This window comes from Microbacterium paludicola (assembly GCF_039529675.1).
In the GTDB taxonomy this organism is placed as follows: Bacteria; Actinomycetota; Actinomycetes; order Actinomycetales; family Microbacteriaceae; genus Microbacterium; species Microbacterium paludicola.
Genome location: NZ_BAAANG010000018.1, coordinates 155842 through 172898, shown reverse-complemented (window position 1 = coordinate 172898; position 17057 = coordinate 155842). Strand labels below are relative to the sequence as shown.

Sequence of the window (17057 nt, the reverse complement as noted above, 5' to 3'; positions counted from 1 at the left end):
ACATCTCCGAACAGCCGCCCTCACGCGGCGTTCCACTGGTGCGCCGTTCCCAGGCTCACAGGAGCCCCGAACGTAGAATTCACACGTGAGTACGAGCCAGCAGGTCGATCCCCTCATCGGGCGGCTTGTCGACGGCAGATACCGTGTGCGGGCCCGCATCGCCCGTGGCGGGATGGCGACGGTCTACGTCGCGACCGATCTGCGGCTCGAGCGACGGGTCGCGCTCAAGGTCATGCACGGCCACCTGAGCGATGACAGCGTCTTCCAGAGCCGGTTCATCCAGGAGGCCCGTTCCGCCGCGCGGCTGGCCGATCCGCACGTCGTCAACGTCTTCGACCAGGGCCAGGACGGCGAGCTCGCCTACCTCGTCATGGAGTACCTGCCCGGCATCACGCTGCGCGAGCTGCTCAAGGAGCAGCGCCGGCTGACGGTCACGCAGACCATCACGATCATGGACGCCGTGCTGAGCGGCCTGGCCGCCGCGCACCGGGCCGGGCTCATCCACCGCGATGTGAAGCCCGAGAACGTGCTGCTCGCCGAGGACGGCCGCATCAAGATCGGCGACTTCGGCCTCGCGCGCGCGTCATCCGCCAACACCGCGACCGGCGCCCAGCTTCTCGGCACCATCGCCTATCTCGCGCCCGAGCTCGTCACGCGCGGCACCGCGGACGCGCGCAGCGACATCTACGCGCTCGGCATCCTGCTCTACGAGATGCTCGCCGGCGAGCAGCCCTACAAGGGCGAGCAGCCGATGCAGATCGCCTTCCAGCACGCCACCGATTCGGTGCCGCGCCCGAGCGTGAAGAACCCGGGCGTGCCCGAGCAGCTCGACGAGCTCGTGCTGTGGGCGACCGAGAAGGACCCGGACGAGCGTCCCTCCGATGCGCAGGAGATGCTCGAGCGGCTGCGCGAGATCGAGCGCGAGCTGGGGATCGCTCCCCTGCCGACGCGCTCCTCCCCCGCGTTCGAGACGCGCGAACTACCAGCCGATGGCGGCGGCGCCGGCGCCACCAAGGTGCTCGCGGGCGTGCTGCCGACGACGGCGGATCTCACCGGTGACGTCTCCGACACCGGACCCACCGAGCCCGACAACGCCTCCCGCCTTCGCCGTCGCACCGACGAGCGGCGCCGCCGCGGCGGCATCCTGCTCGCGCTCGTGCTGCTGCTCGCCGCCCTCGCCGGCGCTGCCGGCTGGTGGTTCGGGTCAGGCCCCGGCTCGCAGGTGCCGGTGCCGGAGGTCGCGGGCCTGACGTTCGCCGAGGCCCAGCAGAGGCTCGAGGACGCCCAGCTCACGGCGGTCGAGACCAGGGACACGAGCCCCACGGTGGAGGCCGGGCGGGCCATCGGCACCGACCCCGAGGTGGGCACACGCCTCGACAAGGGCGAGGAGGTGTCCGTGGTGATCTCCACGGGCCCCGCCGAGGTGACGCTCGGTTCGTTCGAGGGGATGCCGCTCTCGGATGCGCAGGCGGTGCTCGATGAGAACTACATCGCGTACGACGATGCCGAGAACCTGCTCGTCTACTCGGACGCGCCCGCCGACCAGGTCATCGGCCTCGACATCCTGCCGGCGGCGAGCGAGGAGCGGGTCGACTGCTTCACCGGCTGCACGGCGTTCCAGGGCGACACGGCCGACCTCATCGTCTCGCTGGGCCCACTGCCGGACGTCACGGGCAAGCCGCTCGCGGAGGCCCAGCAGACCCTCGGCGACGCGGATCTCGACGTCACGGTGGCCGAGGAGTTCACGACCGAGGTCGCGGCCGGCACCATCATCCGCGTGGAGCCCCGCGCCGAGGAGGGCAACTGGCGCCCCGGCGACTCCATCACGATCGTGAACTCGCTCGGCGCGCTGCCCGATGTGACGGGCCGCCCGATTTCGGAAGCCAAGCAGGTCCTGGAGGACGCACGCCTCGCCGTGACGCTGGTCGAGGACTACAGCGATACCGTGGCCGCGGACCACGCCATCGGCATCGGCCCTCGCGATGCCGAGGGCAACTGGCGCCCCGGCGACTCCGTGACGTTGGTGAACTCGCTCGGGGAACAGCTGTTCCCTGTCCCCGACGTCACGAGCATGACCATCCGTGAGGCCGTCGCTGCCATCAACGGAGCGGGGCTCGTCGGTGTCACGGCCCTCCCGGATGAGAACTTCTTCGGTGTCAATCCTTGGGACTACCACCGCGTGTGTGCGACCAACCCGGCGATCGGGGAACGACTGCCTAGACAGTCTCAGGTCAACATCTCCGAGTTCGACCCCTACTGCTGAGGCACGGCGCCCACACGCGAGGCCGCGATCGCCCGCCGAAGCCAGCGCGATCGACGCCGGTACTGACGGCGGGCTGCGATCTCGGAGTCCGTGACTATGACGAAGGGCGCCCGCGCGATGCGGACGCCCTTCGTCATTGAGCCGGAGGTCAGCGCTTCTCGAGCTCCTCGGCGACGAGGAACGAGAGCTCGAGCGACTGCATGTGGTTCAGGCGCGGGTCGCACAGCGACTCGTAGCGCGTCGCGAGGGTCGCCTCGTCGATCTGCTCGGAGCCACCCAGGCACTCCGTGACGTCGTCGCCCGTGAGCTCGACGTGGATGCCGCCGGGGTACGTCCCCACCGCGCGGTGCGCCTCGAAGAAGCCGCGCACCTCGTCGACCACGTCGTCGAAGCGACGGGTCTTGTAGCCGGTCGGGGTCGTGATGCCGTTGCCGTGCATCGGGTCGGTGACCCACAGCGGCAGCGCCCCCGAGTCCTTCACCGCCTCGAGCAGCGGCGGCAGCGCGTCGCGGATCTTGCCGGCACCCATGCGGGTGATGAAGGTGAGGCGACCGGGCTCGCGCTCGGGGTCGAGCTTGTCGATCAGGGCGAGCGCCGTCTCGGGCGTCGTGGTCGGACCGAGCTTGACGCCGATGGGGTTGCGGATGCGCGAGAAGTAGTCGACGTGTGCGCCGTCGAGGTCCCGCGTGCGCTCACCGACCCACACGAAGTGCGCCGACGTGTTGTACGGCAGGCCGGTGCGCGAGTCGATGCGGGTGAGCGGGCGCTCGTAGTCCATCAGCAGGCCCTCGTGACCCGTGTAGAACTCCACGCGCTTGAGCTCGTCGAAGTCGGCGCCCGCCGCCTCCATGAACTTGATGGCGCGGTCGATCTCGGCGGCGAGGCGCTCGTAGCGGTGGTTCGCCGGGTTCTCGGCGAAGCCCTTGTTCCACGAGTGGACCTCGCGCAGGTCGGCGAATCCGCCCTGCGTGAAGGCGCGGATGAGATTCAGCGTGGAGGCGGACGTGTGGTACGCCTTCAGCAGCCGCTGGGGGTCCGGCGTCCGCGACGCGCTCGTGAAGTCGTAGCCGTTGGCGATGTCGCCGCGGTACGCCGGCAGCGTCACCTCGCCGCGCGTCTCGTTGTCGTTCGAGCGCGGCTTGGCGAACTGCCCCGCCATGCGCCCCATCTTGATGACGGGCATCGACGCGCCGTACGTCAGGACGACGGCCATCTGCAGCAGCGTCTTCACGCGGTTGCGGATCTTGTCGGCCGTGGCGCCCGCGAAGGTCTCGGCGCAGTCGCCGCCCTGCAGCAGGAACGCACGCCCGGATGCCGCCTGCCCGAGGCGCTCCTTCAGGCTGTCGACCTCGCCGGCGAAGACGAGCGGCGGAAGCTGGGAGAGCTCGGCCGAGACGCGCTCGACCTCGGCATAGTCCGGCCACTCCGGCTGCTGCTTGATCGGAAGGGAGCGCCACGCGTCAAGGGCGCTCGGATCGAGAAGAGCCGTGTCTTGCATGCTCTCGATGCTAGTGCCGCCCGAGAGGTGCGAGAGACCGTGTGTCAGCCTGCGACGGCGTCGGTGACCGGCTCGGACACCGCGTCATCCATCGACGAGCGCTGCTTCTTCACCGACGAGGCGTACACGTCGCGGTACTTCTGCTGCCCGAGCTGCTGGAGGGAGACCATGATCTCGTCGGTCACCGAGCGCAGGACGTACCGGTCGTTCTCCATGCCCTCGTACCGGCTGAAGTCGAGCGGCTTGCCGATCACCATGCCGACGCGCATGACCCGCGGGATGCTCCGCCCGATCGGCATCATCGTGTCCGTGTCGACCATCACCACGGGGATGACGGGGACCTTCGCCTCCATCGCCATGCGCGCGATGCCCGTGCGGCCTCGGTACAGGATGCCGTCGGGGCTGCGCGTTCCCTCGGGGTAGATCCCGAGCAGGTCGTCGCGCCCGAGCACCTGCAGGGCCGTGTTCAACGCCGCTTCGGAGGCGGATCCGCCCGAGCGGTCGATCGGGATCTGGCCGGTGCCCTTCATGAACCACTTCGTGGCCCAGCCCTTGAGCCCCTTGCCGGTGAAGTACTCCGCCTTCGCCAGGAACGTCATCGGCCGCTCGATCATCAGCGGAAGGAAGACCGAGTCGGCGACGGAGAGGTGGTTGCTCGCGAGGATCGCGCCGCCCGTCGGCGGGATGTTCTCGACGCCGATGATCCAGGGACGGAAGATCGCCTTCACGATCGGCCCGACCACGATGTACTTCATCAGCCAGTAGAACACGGGGAAAGTCTAGAGGGACGCTAGAATCGACCGAACCCGATTTACCCCGTCCGGTACCGAAGGAGCTGCCGTGATCGAATTCTCGACACCCGCGATCGTCCCCGCCGACCCTGAGGCGAACATCGCCGATCTCCTGGTCGAGCGGGCACGCACCACCCCCGACAGGGCGATCTTCTCGGTCCCCGACGGCGATGGCTGGCGTGACATCACCGCCTCCGAGTTCGAGCGGCAGGTCATCGCCCTCGCGAAGGGACTCGTCGCCGCCGGCGTGCAGCCCGGCGAGAAGATCGGCTTCCTCGCCAAGACCACCTACGAGTGGACCCTCATCGACTTCGCCTTGTTCTATGCGGGCGCGATCATGGTGCCGGTCTACGAGACGAGCTCGCCGTCGCAGATCCAGTGGATCCTGTCCGACTCGGGCGCGGTGGGCCTCATCGTCGAGACCGCCGCGCACGCGGAGTCGTTCACGACTGTCGCCGACGAGCTGCCGCTCATCCGTCAGGTGTGGCGGATGGATGAGGGCGCGATCGCGTCGCTGACGACGCAGGGCGCCTCGGTGGAGGACGCCGAGATCGAGCGCCGGCGAAGCATCGCCAAGGGCTCCGACATCGCGACTCTCATCTACACCTCGGGCTCCACGGGCCGGCCGAAGGGCTGCGTTCTCACGCACAGCAACTTCGTCGAGATGTCGCGCAACGCCGCGAAGGCGCTCGAGGGTCCGCTGCGCGACGCCTCCACCGTGCTGTTCATCACCACGGCGCACGTGTTCGCCCGGTTCATGTCGGTCATCTACATCCACGCGGGCGTGCGCACGGGCCACGAGCCGAACACGAAGAACCTCGTCGCCACGCTCGGCTCGTTCAAGCCGACGCTGCTTCTCGCGGTCCCCCGCGTGTTCGAGAAGGTCTACAACTCGGCCGAGGCGAAGACCGAGGCGGCGGGCAAGGGCAAGATCTTCCGCGCCGCCGCGGCCACGGCCGTGGAGCACTCCCGCCGCGTGCAGGAGGGCGAGAAGGTCGGCCTCGGCCTGAAGGTGAAGTTCGCGCTGTTCGACAAGCTCGTGTACTCGAAGCTGCGCGCACTCATGGGCGGCAACGTCGCCTACGCCGTGTCGGGCTCCGCGCCGCTCGGCGGGTTTCTCGGCCACTTCTTCCACAGCCTCGGCATCCACATCCTCGAGGGCTACGGCCTCACCGAGACGACCGCGCCCGCGACCGTCAGCCTGCCGGACAAGAGCAAGGTCGGCACCGTCGGACCGACGCTGCCGGGCGTCGCGGTGCGCATCGCCGACGACGGCGAGATCCAGGTCAAGGGCGTCAACGTCTTCAAGGAGTACTGGCGGAACCCCGAGGCCACGGCCGAGGCCTTCGACGGCGAGTGGTTCCGCACCGGCGACCTGGGGACCTTCGACGAGGACGGCTACCTGTCGATCACGGGCCGCAAGAAGGAGATCATCGTCACGGCGGGCGGCAAGAACGTCGCCCCCGCCGCGCTCGAGGACCCGATTCGCGCGAACCCGATCGTCGGCCAGGTCGTCGTCGTGGGCGACCAGAAGCCCTTCATCTCGGCGCTCATCACGCTCGACCCGGAGATGCTTCCCGCCTGGCTCGCCACGCACGGCGAGAGCTCGGACCTCACGCTCGAGCAGGCGGCGAAGAACCCGACGGTGCGCGCGGAGGTGCAGCGCGCGATCGACGAGGCGAACACCCGCGTCTCGCGCGCCGAGTCGATCCGGAAGTTCGTCATCCTCGGCACCGAGTGGACCGAGGCGACCGGTCACCTCACTCCCAAGATGTCGATCAAGCGCAACGTCATCATGAAGGACTTCGCGCACGAGATCGAGGACCTCTACGCCGCCAAGGACGCCACGACCAACCTCTCCGTCGCCGGATAGTCCGCGCACGACGACGAAGGCCCGCTCCGGATCATCCGGATCGGGCCTTCGTTTTTCCCGCTTCGCGGGGTAGTGCAACGTGCGTGCGCGATCGCTCGCCCGACGCTTCGCGCCGGCACTCGCGCTCGCGGGCTGTCGCTAGCGCTCCATCCCACGACGGAGCTCACGTTGTCGAGATGGTCGGCGGTCGCTTCGCTCCACGCTCGCTCCGCTCGCACAGGGGCACAACACTGCACTGCCCCGCGAAGCGGGAAACAAATCAGAACCAGTCGGACTCGCGGACGGCCTTCATCGCCTTGGCGCGCTCCTCCTTGGTGAGGCGGTGGAGGTAGACGACGCCGTCGAGGTGGTCGGTCTCGTGCTGCAGCATCTGCGCCATGAGCCCCTCGCCCTCCAGGACGACGCGCTGCCCGTCGAGGTCGATGCCCTCGACCCGCGCGTACGGGTGGCGCGGTGTGTCGTGCCACAGGCCCGGCACCGAGAGGCAGCCCTCGCCCGTGAGCTCGGGCTCGCCGCGCACCTCGACGATGCGCGGATTCAGGATGTAGCCGATCTTCTCGTCGACGTTGTAGCTGAACGCACGCAGGCCCACCCCGATCTGGGGGGCGGCGACGCCGGCGCGTCCGGGAAGCGCCACGGAGTCGAGCAGGTCCTGGACGAGCGCGCGGATGCCCTCGTCGATCGTCTCGATCTCGGCGGCGGGCGTGCGCAGCACCGGGTCGCCGTACAGGCGGATCTCGCGGGCGGTCACGCCGAGCGGCCCTCTCGCAGACCGTCGACGACGCGGGCGGCGAGGTCGCGGGCGGCCTCGCGCGTGGCGGGCTGCAGCTCGCGGTAGACGATGGCCGCACCCGTTGCGAGGGCGCGGTCGTACGGCAGGTGGACGACCGATCGCACGCGGCTGCCGAAGTGCGTCTCGAGCTCGCTCAGGCGCACCATGGGCGTCCCCTCGGACTGCTGGTTCAGCACGACGATCGCGTTGCGCGCCAGCTCCTCGTAGCCGTTCGACTCGAGCCACGTGATGGTCTCGGAGGCGAGGCGGACCTCGTCGAGGTTCAGGCCCGTCACGATGATCAGCTGGTCGGCGTGCGTCAGCGTGGCGCCCATCACCGAGTGGATGATCCCCGTGCCGGTGTCGGTGAGCACCAGCGAGTAGAAGTGCTCGGCGACGTCGGCGACGCGGCGGTAGTCGTCCTCGCCGAACGCCTCGGCGATCCGCGGATCCGGGTCGGACGCCAGCACGTCGAGACGGGTCTCGTCGCGGGCGACGAAGCGCGAGATGTCGTTGAAGCCGCGGATCTCCCCCGCCTTGTGCACGAGGTCGCGCACGGTCTTGTCCGTGCGCTTGCCGATCCGGTCGGCGAGCGTGCCGCGGTCGGGATTCGCGTCGATGGCGATGACGCGGTCCTCGCGGCCGTCCGCGAGCGCCATGCCGAGCAGCGTCGTGACCGTCGTCTTGCCGACGCCGCCCTTGCGGCTGAGCACAGGCACAAAACGCGTCTCGCCCGACAGGGGCGCCGCGACGCGGGCCTCGAGCGCCTTGCGGGCGCGCACCTTCCGGCTGTCGCCGAGGTTCAGCCGGCCGCCGGTGAGGCCGTAGACGAACTCGCTCCACGCGCCCTCGGGAACGGGCCGGGACGTCCGGTGCGGGTTCAGCACGCGGTCGGCCGTGAGCAGGTCGCTGGACTCGCGCTCCGCGTTCTTGCCGAGATCCTCGAGGCGTCGCGCGGTCATCGTCATTGCTCCTGTCGTCTGCTGCGTGCTCGTGGTCTCGAGGTCCGTGGAGGCACCACGGGCCACCGCCGACTCCTCAGCCCAGATCCGGGCGTACGACTTCGCCTTGTCGACGGCGGACGGCGCGGGCGCGTCGCCCTCATCCTCCCCCTGCTCGACGTCGGCCGGGTGCTCGGCGTCGACCTCGGCGTCGATCTCGGTCTCCGCCGCGGGGGCGTCGCTCGGGGTGTCGAGCTCGTCCTCGACGGGGCCGCCATCGATCTCGTCCTGCTCGGACTCGTCCTCCTCGGACTCGTCCTCGTCGGGCGAATCCTGCGGCTCGGCGGCCGGAGCGGTCTTCGCGTGCTCGGCGGCGAGCTCGGCCGCGGCCATGCGCCAGCTGTCGACCGGCTTCGCCGGCTCCACGGGCTGCTCCTCGACCGTCTCGTCCTCCGCAACCTCGGGGGCGACCGTCGGCTCGGCGGCCGGGACGTCCTCGACGAACTCGGGCTCGGCGGCCTCGCGTGCGTCCTGCGCCGCGGCGATCGGCTCTTCCTCCACGAGGGCATCCTCGGCGAGCAGCTCCTCGCGCTCGTCGCCCTCGTCGTCGCCGTACAGGTCGCCGTTCTCATCGGCGTCATCCGCCTCGTCAGCGTCGTCCTGCGGCGCGTCCTGCTCGGGGATCACGACCACGTCGATGACCTCGTCATCGGCCACCGACTCGTCGTTCTCGGCGAGGTGCTCGCGCACGGCGTCCACGACGTCATCGACGATCTCGCCCGTGATGGCGGGGTCCTCCCCCGTCTCGCGGGCCTCGGCGACCGCTTCGGCGACCTCGTCCACCTGCTCGGCGGGGAGCTCGATCACGATCTCCCCGCTGCGCAGGTCGCCCGGCTCGAGCTCGTCGTCGACGACCTCGTCATCCGGCTCCTCCAGCACCTGGGGCAGCAGCACGCGCACCTGCGCGGTCTGCGGCCCCATGATGCCGATGGCCGTCGTGTCGAGCCCGGCGTCGGCGAGCACGCCGTGGTCGTCGGCCTCCGTCGGCTGGTCGTCAGGTTCGGTCGTGATCTTCTTCACCACTGCGGCTTCACTCCAACGGGGGTCGGGTTCCCCTCCGGGCGAGCCCCTCCCGCTCCGGTGCCCGGTCGCCCGGGCCCCCCAAGATTACTTGCCGGGGCTGACGACGACCAAAAGGTCGCCCGCATCGACCTGCTGGGTCGGCGCGATCGCGAGGCGCTCGACGACACCGCCCTCCGCGGTGGTGATCGCCGCCTCCATCTTCATCGCCTCGATCGAGGCCACCGCCTGGCCCGCCTCGACGCGGTCGCCGACGGCGACCTTGAGGGTCACGACGCCCGAGAACGGAGCCGCGACCTGGCCGGGCCTGGAGGTGTCGGCCTTCTCGGCCGCGAGCACCTCGACGTCGATGCTGCGATCGCGCGCCGAGACCGGACGGAGCTGCCCGTTGAGCGTGGCCATGACCGACCGGATGCCCTTCTCGTCCGGCTCGCCGATCGCCTCGAGGCCGACGTGCAGCTGCACACCGCGCTCGATCTCGACGACGTGCTCGCCGCCCTGCTCGAGGCCGTAGAGGTAGTCGGCCGTGGTGAGCACGGACAGGTCGCCGTACGCCTCACGCGCGCTCTCGAACGCCTTTGTCGGCTGCGGGAAGAGCAGGCGGTTGAGCGTCGAGCGGCGCGTCGCGGAGTCGCCGTCGAGGGCCGCCTGGTCGTCGGCGGCGAGCGGCGTCACGCCGATCTTCACGTCACGGCCGGCGAGCACCTTCGAGCGGAACGGCTCGGGCCATCCGCCCGGCAGGTCGCCGAGTTCTCCCCCCATAAATCCGACGACCGAGTCGGGCACGTCGTACTTGTGCGGGTTCTCGGCGAAGTCGGCCGGGTCGGCCTTGACGGCGGCGAGGTGCAGCGCGAGGTCGCCGACCACCTTCGACGACGGCGTCACCTTGGGCACCCGGCCCAGGATGTCGTTCGCCGCGGCGTACATGTCCTCGATGAGCTCGAAGTCGTCGGCGAGGCCGAGCGCGATCGCCTGCTGGCGCAGGTTCGACAGCTGCCCGCCCGGGATCTCGTGCTTGTACACGCGGCCGGTGGGGCCGTCCAGACCCGACTCGAACGGGCGGTACTGCTGGCGCACCGCCTGCCAGTACGGCTCGAGGTCGGACACCGCCTGCAGGTCGATTCCCGTGTCGCGCTCGGTGTGGGCGAGCGCCGCGATCAGCGCCGACAGGGACGGCTGGCTCGTTGTGCCGGCCATCGGCGCCGAGGCCGCGTCGACCGCGTCGGCTCCGGCCGCACTGGCGGCGAGCAGCGTGGCGAGCTGGCCGCCAGGAGTGTCGTGCGTGTGCACGTGGACCGGCAGGTCGAAGCGCTCGCGCAGGGCCGAGACGAGCTTCGCGGCCGCCGCGGGGCGAAGGAGCCCCGCCATGTCCTTGATGGCAAGGATGTGCGCGCCCGCGTCGACGATCTGCTCGGCGAGACGCAGGTAGTAGTCGAGCGTGTAGAGGTCCTCGGCCGGGTTCAGCAGGTCGCCCGTGTAGCAGACGGCGACCTCGGCCACCGACGTTCCCGTGGCGAGCACGGCGTCGATCGCGGGGCGCATCTGCGACACGTCGTTCAGCGCGTCGAAGATGCGGAAGATGTCGATGCCGCTTGCCGCCGCCTCGCGCACGAAGGCGTCGGTGACCTCGGTGGGGTACGGCGTGTAGCCGACCGTGTTGCGGCCGCGCAGCAGCATCTGGATGGCGACGTTCGGAAGCGCCTCCCGCAGCTTGTCGAGCCGCTCCCACGGGTCCTCCGCCAGGAAGCGCAGCGCGACGTCGTACGTGGCGCCACCCCAGGCCTCGACCGAGAACAGCTGCGGAGTGAGGCGTGCGACGTGCGGAGCGACGGCGGCGAGGTCCCTCGTGCGCACGCGGGTCGCCAGCAGCGACTGGTGCGCGTCGCGGAACGTCGTCTCGGTGACGGCGAGGGCCGTCTGCTCGCGCAGGGCGCGGGCGAATCCCTCGGGGCCGAGCTCCTGCAGCCGCTGGCGCGAGCCCGCCGGGGCGGGCGCGCTCAGGTCGACCGAGGGCAGTTTCACCGCGGGAGCGAACGACATCGGGTTCTCGCCGTGCGGCTTGTTGACCGTGACATCGACGAGCCAGTTCAGGATCTTCGATCCGCGGTCCTTGGACACGCGGCCCTGCAGCAGCTGGGGACGCTCGTCGATGAAGGACGTCGACAGGTCGCCGGCGACGAAGGCCGGGTCGTCGAGCACCGCCTGGAGGAACGGGATGTTGGTGGCCACGCCGCGGATGCGGAACTCGGCCAGCGCACGCCGGGCACGGGCGACGGCGGCACCGAAGTCGCGGCCGCGCACGCTGAGCTTCGCGAGCATCGAGTCGAAGTGCGGGCTGATCTGCGAGCCCGCGGCCGTCGTGCCGCCGTCGAGGCGGATGCCGGCGCCGCCGGGCGAGCGGTACGTGGTGATCTTGCCGGTGTCGGGACGGAAGCCCTGCGACGGGTCCTCCGTCGTGATCCGGCACTGCAGCGCGGCGCCGCGCAGCTGGATCTGGTCCTGCTGGAGGCCGAGGTCTGCCAGGGTCTCGCCCGCGGCGATCCGCATCTGCGACTGCACGAGGTCGACATCCGTGACCTCCTCGGTCACCGTGTGCTCGACCTGGATGCGGGGGTTCATCTCGATGAAGACGACCTCGCCCGCGCGCTCCCCCGCCGTCTCGAGCAGGAACTCGACCGTGCCGGCGTTCTCGTAGCCGATCGACTCGGCGAACGCGACGGCGTAGCGGTGGAGGTCGGCGCGGGTGGCGTCGTCGAGGTTCGGCGCGGGGGCGATCTCGATCACCTTCTGGTGGCGCCGCTGCACCGAGCAGTCGCGCTCGAACAGGTGCACCGTCGCACCGGTCTTGTCGGCGAGGATCTGCACCTCGACGTGGCGCGGGCGCACGACGGCCTGCTCGAGGAACATGCGGGGGTCGCCGAAGGCGCTCTCCGCCTCGCGCATCGCCTCGGCGAGGGCCGGGGCGAGCTCCTCCTTGGTCTCGACACGGCGCATGCCGCGTCCGCCGCCGCCGGCGACGGCCTTCGCGAACACGGGGAAGCCGATGTCGTCCGCCTGCGCGACGAGCGCATCGACGTCGTCCGAGGCCTCGGTCGAGCGCAGCACGGGGACGCCCGCCTTGATGGCGTGCTCCTTCGCGGTGACCTTGTTGCCGGCCATCTCGAGCACGGTGGAGGACGGGCCGATGAACGTGATGCCCGCCGCCGCGGCCTTCGCCGCGAGCTCGGGGTTCTCGGAGAGGAAGCCGTAGCCGGGGTAGATCGCGTCGGCGCCGCTCTCGACGGCCACGCGGACGATCTCGTCCACGTTCAGATACGCCCGGACGGGGTGTCCCTCTTCGCCGATGCGGTACGCCTCATCCGCCTTCAGGCGGTGGAGCGAGTTGCGGTCCTCGTACGGGTAGACGGCGACCGTTCGGGCGCCGAGCTCGTACGCCGCGCGGAAAGCGCGGATGGCGATCTCACCGCGGTTCGCGACAAGGATCTTCGAGAACATGCAGGTCCTTCCGTCGGGGCGCCGGCGCGTGGGGATACACCGGGCCTCGCTGCCGTCTGCCTCGGCGACGAAGGGCCGCCAGGGCGTGATGACTTCATCGACTGGGGGTCGGTGAGGTCGGATTGCTCCAAGGAGCTGCTCCCTGAAGTGGTTCTCAGCATAGGGCGTTGTAACGTTGGGGATTGTGCACGTACTCAGCGTCAGTTCCCTCAAGGGAGGCGTGGGCAAGACGACCGTAACCCTCGGTCTCGCGTCCGCCGCCTTCGCACGCTCGCTGCGCACGCTGGTGGTCGACCTCGATCCGCAGGCGGACGTCTCGACGGGTCTGGATGTGCAGATCGCCGGTCGTTTGAACGTTTCGGATGTGCTCACGAGCCCCAAGGAGAAGATCGTCCGCCAGGCGATCACGTCCAGCGGATGGACCCGCGTGCACGACGGCACGATCGATGTGATGCTGGGCAGCCCGTCCGCGATCAACTTCGACGGCCCGCACCCCACGGTCGCGGATGTCTGGAAGCTCGAGGAGGCGCTCGCCTCGATCGAGGCGGAGTACGACCTCGTGCTCATCGACTGCCCGCCGTCCCTGAACGCCCTCACGCGCACCGCGTGGGCGGCGAGCGACCGCGTCATGGTGGTCACCGAGCCCGGCCTGTTCTCGGTCGCCGCAGCCGACCGCGCGCTGCGCGCGATCGAGGAGATCCGCCGCGGTCTGTCGCCGCGCCTGCAGCCCCTCGGCATCGTCGTGAACCGCGTGCGCCCGCAGTCGGTGGAGCACCAGTTCCGCATCAAGGAGCTGCGCGACATGTTCGGCCCGCTCGTCCTCGAGCCGCAGCTGCCGGAGCGCACGTCGCTGCAGCAGGCGCAGGGCGCCGCGAAGCCCCTTCACGTGTGGCCCGGCGAGTCGGCTCAGGAGCTCGCGGCCGATTTCGACGCCCTGCTCGACCGCATCATGCGCGCCGGCCGGATCGCGGATCCCGCCGAGGAGACCGCGGAGTAGGTCCCGCCGCTCGGGCGCCCCTCGCGTCTGGTCCGCGACACCGCGCGTGTGTCGCGATACCGCGTGGGCCGGGGCGGTCTCGCGAGCCGGATGCGGTCTCGCGCACCCGGCGCGAAGCGGAATTTAGGCCGTGCGCTTGGCGCGACGCTGAGCGAGCTCGTCGACGGCATCGGGCGCGGTGGCCTCGAAGTCGACGAGGGTCGCCTCGACCTCGTGCAGGACCTTGCCGACGGCGATGCCGAAGACGCCCTGGCCGCGGCTGACGAGGTCGATGACCTCGTCGTTCGACGTGCAGAGGTAGACCGAGGCGCCGTCGCTCATCAGCGTGGTGCCCGCGAGGTCGCGGATGCCCGCGGCACGCAGCTGCTCGACCGCCGTGCGGATCTGCTGAAGCGAGATGCCGGTGTCGAGGAGTCGCTTGACGAGCTTGAGCACGAGGATGTCACGGAAGCCGTAGAGGCGCTGCGATCCGGAGCCGGTCGCGTTGCGCACCGTGGGCTCGACGAGCTCGGTGCGGGCCCAGTAGTCGAGCTGGCGGTAGGTGATGCCTGCGGCCCGCGCGGCGACGGCGCCGCGGTAACCCATCTCGGGGTCGAGGTCGGGCAGGCCATCCGTGAAGAGGAGCTCGGTCATGCCGCGACCGGTGTGATCGTCAGCGTCCATTAGTCGTCCTCCTCGGGGTGCGGTGACTCTTCAACCGTATGGGAGCCACCCCTCACGGGCAACGACATCCGCGCGACGCCGGCGGCGTGTCGCGCAAGCGTTATCGGCCGTTATCAACAGTACCGCGGCGGGCCGTGCAAGAGGTGGCTGTCAGCCGCGCAGCCGGCTCAGCAGATCGTCGACGAGACCGGCGGGATCCGCGTCGTCGCCGCTCTTGGCGAGGTGGTCGCCGAGCTCGAGCTCGACGGCGCCGTGAGCCAGGGCGCGCAGCAGATTGGCGATGCGGGCGGGCTCTCCCGGCGGCAGCACACCGGCCCGGATCGCGCGCTCGACGGCGCCGATCAGCGCGCCCCACGCGGATGCGGCCGCCTCCGCGAGTTCGCCCGGCGCGCTGCGCCACGGGCCGTAGACGAGACGGAAACGCTGGGGCCGGCGCAGCGACAGCTCGATCACGGCGCGCATCGCAGCGGCGATGTCATCGCCGTGCTGGCCCAGCAGCGTGGCCGTCTCGCGCAGCTCGGCGGCGGCGATCTCGGCGAGCAGGTGCTCCTTGTCGGCGAAGTGCTTGTACGGCGCGTTGTGCGAGACCTCAGCGCGCCGGCCGACCTCGCGCATCGTCACCGCCGCCGGCCCGCCCTCGTCGAGCAGCTCGATGGCGGCGCCCAGCAGTGCCTGTCTCGTCCCGGTCACCCGCTCATCCTACGCGAGTGGTTGACAGTGTCACCCCGGCGACCTACGCTCGCCCCGAAGGTGACAACGTCAACCCGGAGGACGCAATGACCCGCACGCCCCCGTCCTCTCGCCGCCGCCAGCGCTGGCTGGCCCCCACGCTGCTCGCCGTGACGGTGCTCGCCGGCGTTCTCGTCGCCCGCGAGCTGACGCCGCCGCAGCCGCCGGCCTACGACGGCGATGCCCCGGAGCCGGCGCCCGACGGCTACGTGCAGGCCCGCCATTCGGTGCTGATCGCCGCTCCCCCGGATGCGGTGTGGGCGTGGGCGAACGACCCCTCGCTGGATCTTGCCGACGTGGTCGACTTCGACGGCGGCTTCCCCGCCGTGACCGCCACCCAGCCCCTGATCGGCGACTGGATGCCGGGGCGCCGCGAGGGCGACAGGCGGCGCGTCGGGTTCGAAGACGGCCACTACCTCGCCGAGCAGGTGCTCGTCGACTCACCGGAGACCTTCCGCTACATGATCTGGGGCTTCACGAGCCCGCAGCGGTTCGTCGTGCGGCACGGCGTGGCCGAGTTCAGCTACGCGGCCGAGGGAGACGGCACCCGACTGACCTGGACCTACTCGCTGCTGCCGACCCTGCCGATCCTGCGCCCTGCCGTGCAGGGCTTCGTCGACGGGACGATGTCGCCGATGATGCGGGCGACGCTCGCCGGCATGCGCGACGGCGCGGAGACTACGGCAGCAGCCGGCTGAGCGCGTCCTTGACGAGGATGGAGCGCACCTCGTCGAGCCTCGCCGCGAGCTCGGGGGCGAGCTCGCTCGCCTTCGCGCGCGATCCCGCGTCAGTGCGGCGCAGCAGAGCGGACATCGCCGACTCCACGAGCGCCACCTCGCGCTCGGCGCTCTGGCGCATTCCCCGCACGTGGCGGGGCTCGATGCCATGGCGGGACAGCGCGACGAGCGCGCGCAGGAGAGCGAGCGCCTGGTCGTCGTACGAATCGGCGGCCTTCATGAGGCCCGTGCTCACCGCGTCGTTCAGCAGCTGCGGCGCGGCGCCCGCCGCGCTCAGCAGCTCCTGGCGCGTGTGCCGGCGCACCGCCGGGTGGATCGAGGGCGGCGGCACCTGGGGTGTCGCCGGCGCGCGACCGGCCTCGACGTCGTCGAGGTAGTCGCGGATCTTGACCAGCGGCAGGTAGTGATCGCGCTGCAGCGTGAGCGCCAGGCGCAGACGGTCGAGGTCTGCGGGCGAGAACTTGCGGTAGCCCGACGCCGTGCGCTGCGGCGTGACGATCCCCTGCACCTCGAGGAAGCGCAGCTTGCTCGAGGTGAGCGCGGGGAACTCGGGGGTGAGCTTCGCGAGCACCTGACCGATGCTCAGCAGCCCCGCGGGCGCCTTCCGTGCGGAAGCGTGGTCGCGGGCGGCGGCAGCCGCCATCAGGCGCCCAGCCCCGATCCGCTCTGGCCCGATCCGTTCTGGGGTGCCGCAGCCTGGCGGTCTGCCGGCGAGACGAAGAAGTTGAGGCGGAACTTGCCGATGCGCACCTCGGCGCCGTTGCTCAGCTCGGCGCGGTCGACCCGCTCGCCGTTCACGTACGTGCCGTTCAGCGAGCGCTGGTCGACGATCTCGAACGACGTCCGGCGGCGCGTGATCTCGGCGTGACGACGGGAGACCGTGACGTCATCCAGGAAGATGTCGGCCTCGGGGTGACGACCGGCCGTTGTGACGTCGGTGTCGAGGAGGTACCGGGCGCCGGCGGTGGGGCCGGAGCGCACAAGCAGCAGAGCCGAACCGGACGGCAGCGCCGCGATGGCGTCACGCTCGGTCGCCGTCAGCTCGCCCGCGAACGGGACGAAGGACAGGTCGGAGTCGTGCCCGAACGTCTGCGTAGAGTCGCCCGCACCGTCGTGGCCGAATCGCGTGGTCTCGGCACCGCGGTGAATCGGCGAGCCTGCGCCGTTCTCGTTCTGTGACACGTCTTCCCTCCTTTCGGACCAGCCTAACCGATCCCT

At 70.5% G+C, this 17057-nt stretch carries 13 protein-coding genes; 4 read left to right on the top strand and 9 right to left on the bottom strand.

Translation table 11 applies throughout. From position 1 onward, the window contains the following. Positions 1-85: 85 nt before the first annotated feature. The gene (gene pknB, locus ABD161_RS09145; RefSeq protein ID WP_344001731.1) at positions 86-2263 is read left to right on the top strand and encodes a Stk1 family PASTA domain-containing Ser/Thr kinase; all 2178 of its coding nucleotides are present in this window, start codon (positions 86-88) and stop codon (positions 2261-2263) included. 148 nt (positions 2264-2411) lie between these two features. On the opposite strand, the gene ABD161_RS09140 is transcribed toward pknB, so the two are convergent. Further along, positions 2412-3761, bottom strand: coding sequence for a class II 3-deoxy-7-phosphoheptulonate synthase (locus tag ABD161_RS09140; protein WP_135112862.1), 1350 nt, complete (start codon positions 3759-3761; stop codon positions 2412-2414). A gap of 44 nt (positions 3762-3805) precedes the next feature. Then, the gene (locus tag ABD161_RS09135; protein ID WP_344001729.1) at positions 3806-4531 is read right to left on the bottom strand and encodes a lysophospholipid acyltransferase family protein; all 726 of its coding nucleotides are present in this window, start codon (positions 4529-4531) and stop codon (positions 3806-3808) included. A gap of 70 nt (positions 4532-4601) precedes the next feature. Between ABD161_RS09135 and ABD161_RS09130 the strand changes: the two genes are divergently transcribed. Next, positions 4602-6425: an AMP-dependent synthetase/ligase gene (locus ABD161_RS09130; RefSeq protein WP_344001727.1), complete on the top strand. Its 1824-nt coding sequence runs from the start codon at positions 4602-4604 to the stop codon at positions 6423-6425. Between the two features lie 259 nt (positions 6426-6684). Here ABD161_RS09130 and def read toward each other — a convergent pair whose 3' ends face one another. The 3 genes from def to ABD161_RS09115 all read right to left on the bottom strand — a co-directional run bounded on the left by def (position 6685) and on the right by ABD161_RS09115 (position 12713). Continuing rightward, the gene (def, locus tag ABD161_RS09125) at positions 6685-7176 is read right to left on the bottom strand and encodes a peptide deformylase (RefSeq protein ID WP_135112834.1); all 492 of its coding nucleotides are present in this window, start codon (positions 7174-7176) and stop codon (positions 6685-6687) included. Then, positions 7173-9218 carry a MinD/ParA family ATP-binding protein gene (locus ABD161_RS09120; RefSeq protein ID WP_344001726.1) on the bottom strand — a complete coding sequence of 682 codons (2046 nt, stop codon included), beginning with the start codon at positions 9216-9218 and terminating at the stop codon, positions 7173-7175. Before ABD161_RS09120 ends, def begins: the two co-directional genes overlap by 4 nt. Before the next feature lie 87 nt (positions 9219-9305). Beyond that, the gene (locus ABD161_RS09115; RefSeq protein ID WP_344001724.1) at positions 9306-12713 is read right to left on the bottom strand and encodes a pyruvate carboxylase; all 3408 of its coding nucleotides are present in this window, start codon (positions 12711-12713) and stop codon (positions 9306-9308) included. A gap of 184 nt (positions 12714-12897) precedes the next feature. On the opposite strand from ABD161_RS09115, the gene ABD161_RS09110 reads away from it, so the two are divergent. Next, the gene (locus tag ABD161_RS09110; protein ID WP_135112831.1) at positions 12898-13710 is read left to right on the top strand and encodes a ParA family protein; all 813 of its coding nucleotides are present in this window, start codon (positions 12898-12900) and stop codon (positions 13708-13710) included. Positions 13711-13833: 123 nt separating this feature from the next. On the opposite strand, the gene ABD161_RS09105 is transcribed toward ABD161_RS09110, so the two are convergent. Together ABD161_RS09105 and ABD161_RS09100 are read right to left on the bottom strand one after the other, a co-directional pair. Continuing rightward, a complete protein-coding gene (locus ABD161_RS09105) occupies positions 13834-14373 on the bottom strand; it encodes a MerR family transcriptional regulator (protein WP_135112829.1) in 540 nt (179 codons plus the stop codon). A 150-nt stretch (positions 14374-14523) separates the two neighbouring features. Further along, positions 14524-15063 carry a TetR/AcrR family transcriptional regulator gene (locus tag ABD161_RS09100; RefSeq protein ID WP_344001721.1) on the bottom strand — a complete coding sequence of 180 codons (540 nt, stop codon included), beginning with the start codon at positions 15061-15063 and terminating at the stop codon, positions 14524-14526. A 17-nt stretch (positions 15064-15080) separates the two neighbouring features. On the opposite strand from ABD161_RS09100, the gene ABD161_RS09095 reads away from it, so the two are divergent. Then, complete coding sequence (locus tag ABD161_RS09095; RefSeq protein WP_344001719.1) at positions 15081-15800, top strand: SRPBCC family protein; 720 nt, start codon at positions 15081-15083, stop codon at positions 15798-15800. Here ABD161_RS09095 and ftsR read toward each other — a convergent pair. After that, positions 15781-16482: a transcriptional regulator FtsR gene (gene ftsR, locus ABD161_RS09090; protein WP_344001717.1), complete on the bottom strand. Its 702-nt coding sequence runs from the start codon at positions 16480-16482 to the stop codon at positions 15781-15783. The genes ABD161_RS09095 and ftsR overlap by 20 nt on opposite strands. Continuing rightward, on the bottom strand, positions 16482-17021 hold the full coding sequence (locus ABD161_RS09085) for an FHA domain-containing protein (RefSeq protein WP_406917828.1): 540 nt from the start codon (positions 17019-17021) through the stop codon (positions 16482-16484). Before ABD161_RS09085 ends, ftsR begins: the two co-directional genes overlap by 1 nt. Positions 17022-17057: the final 36 nt, after the last annotated feature.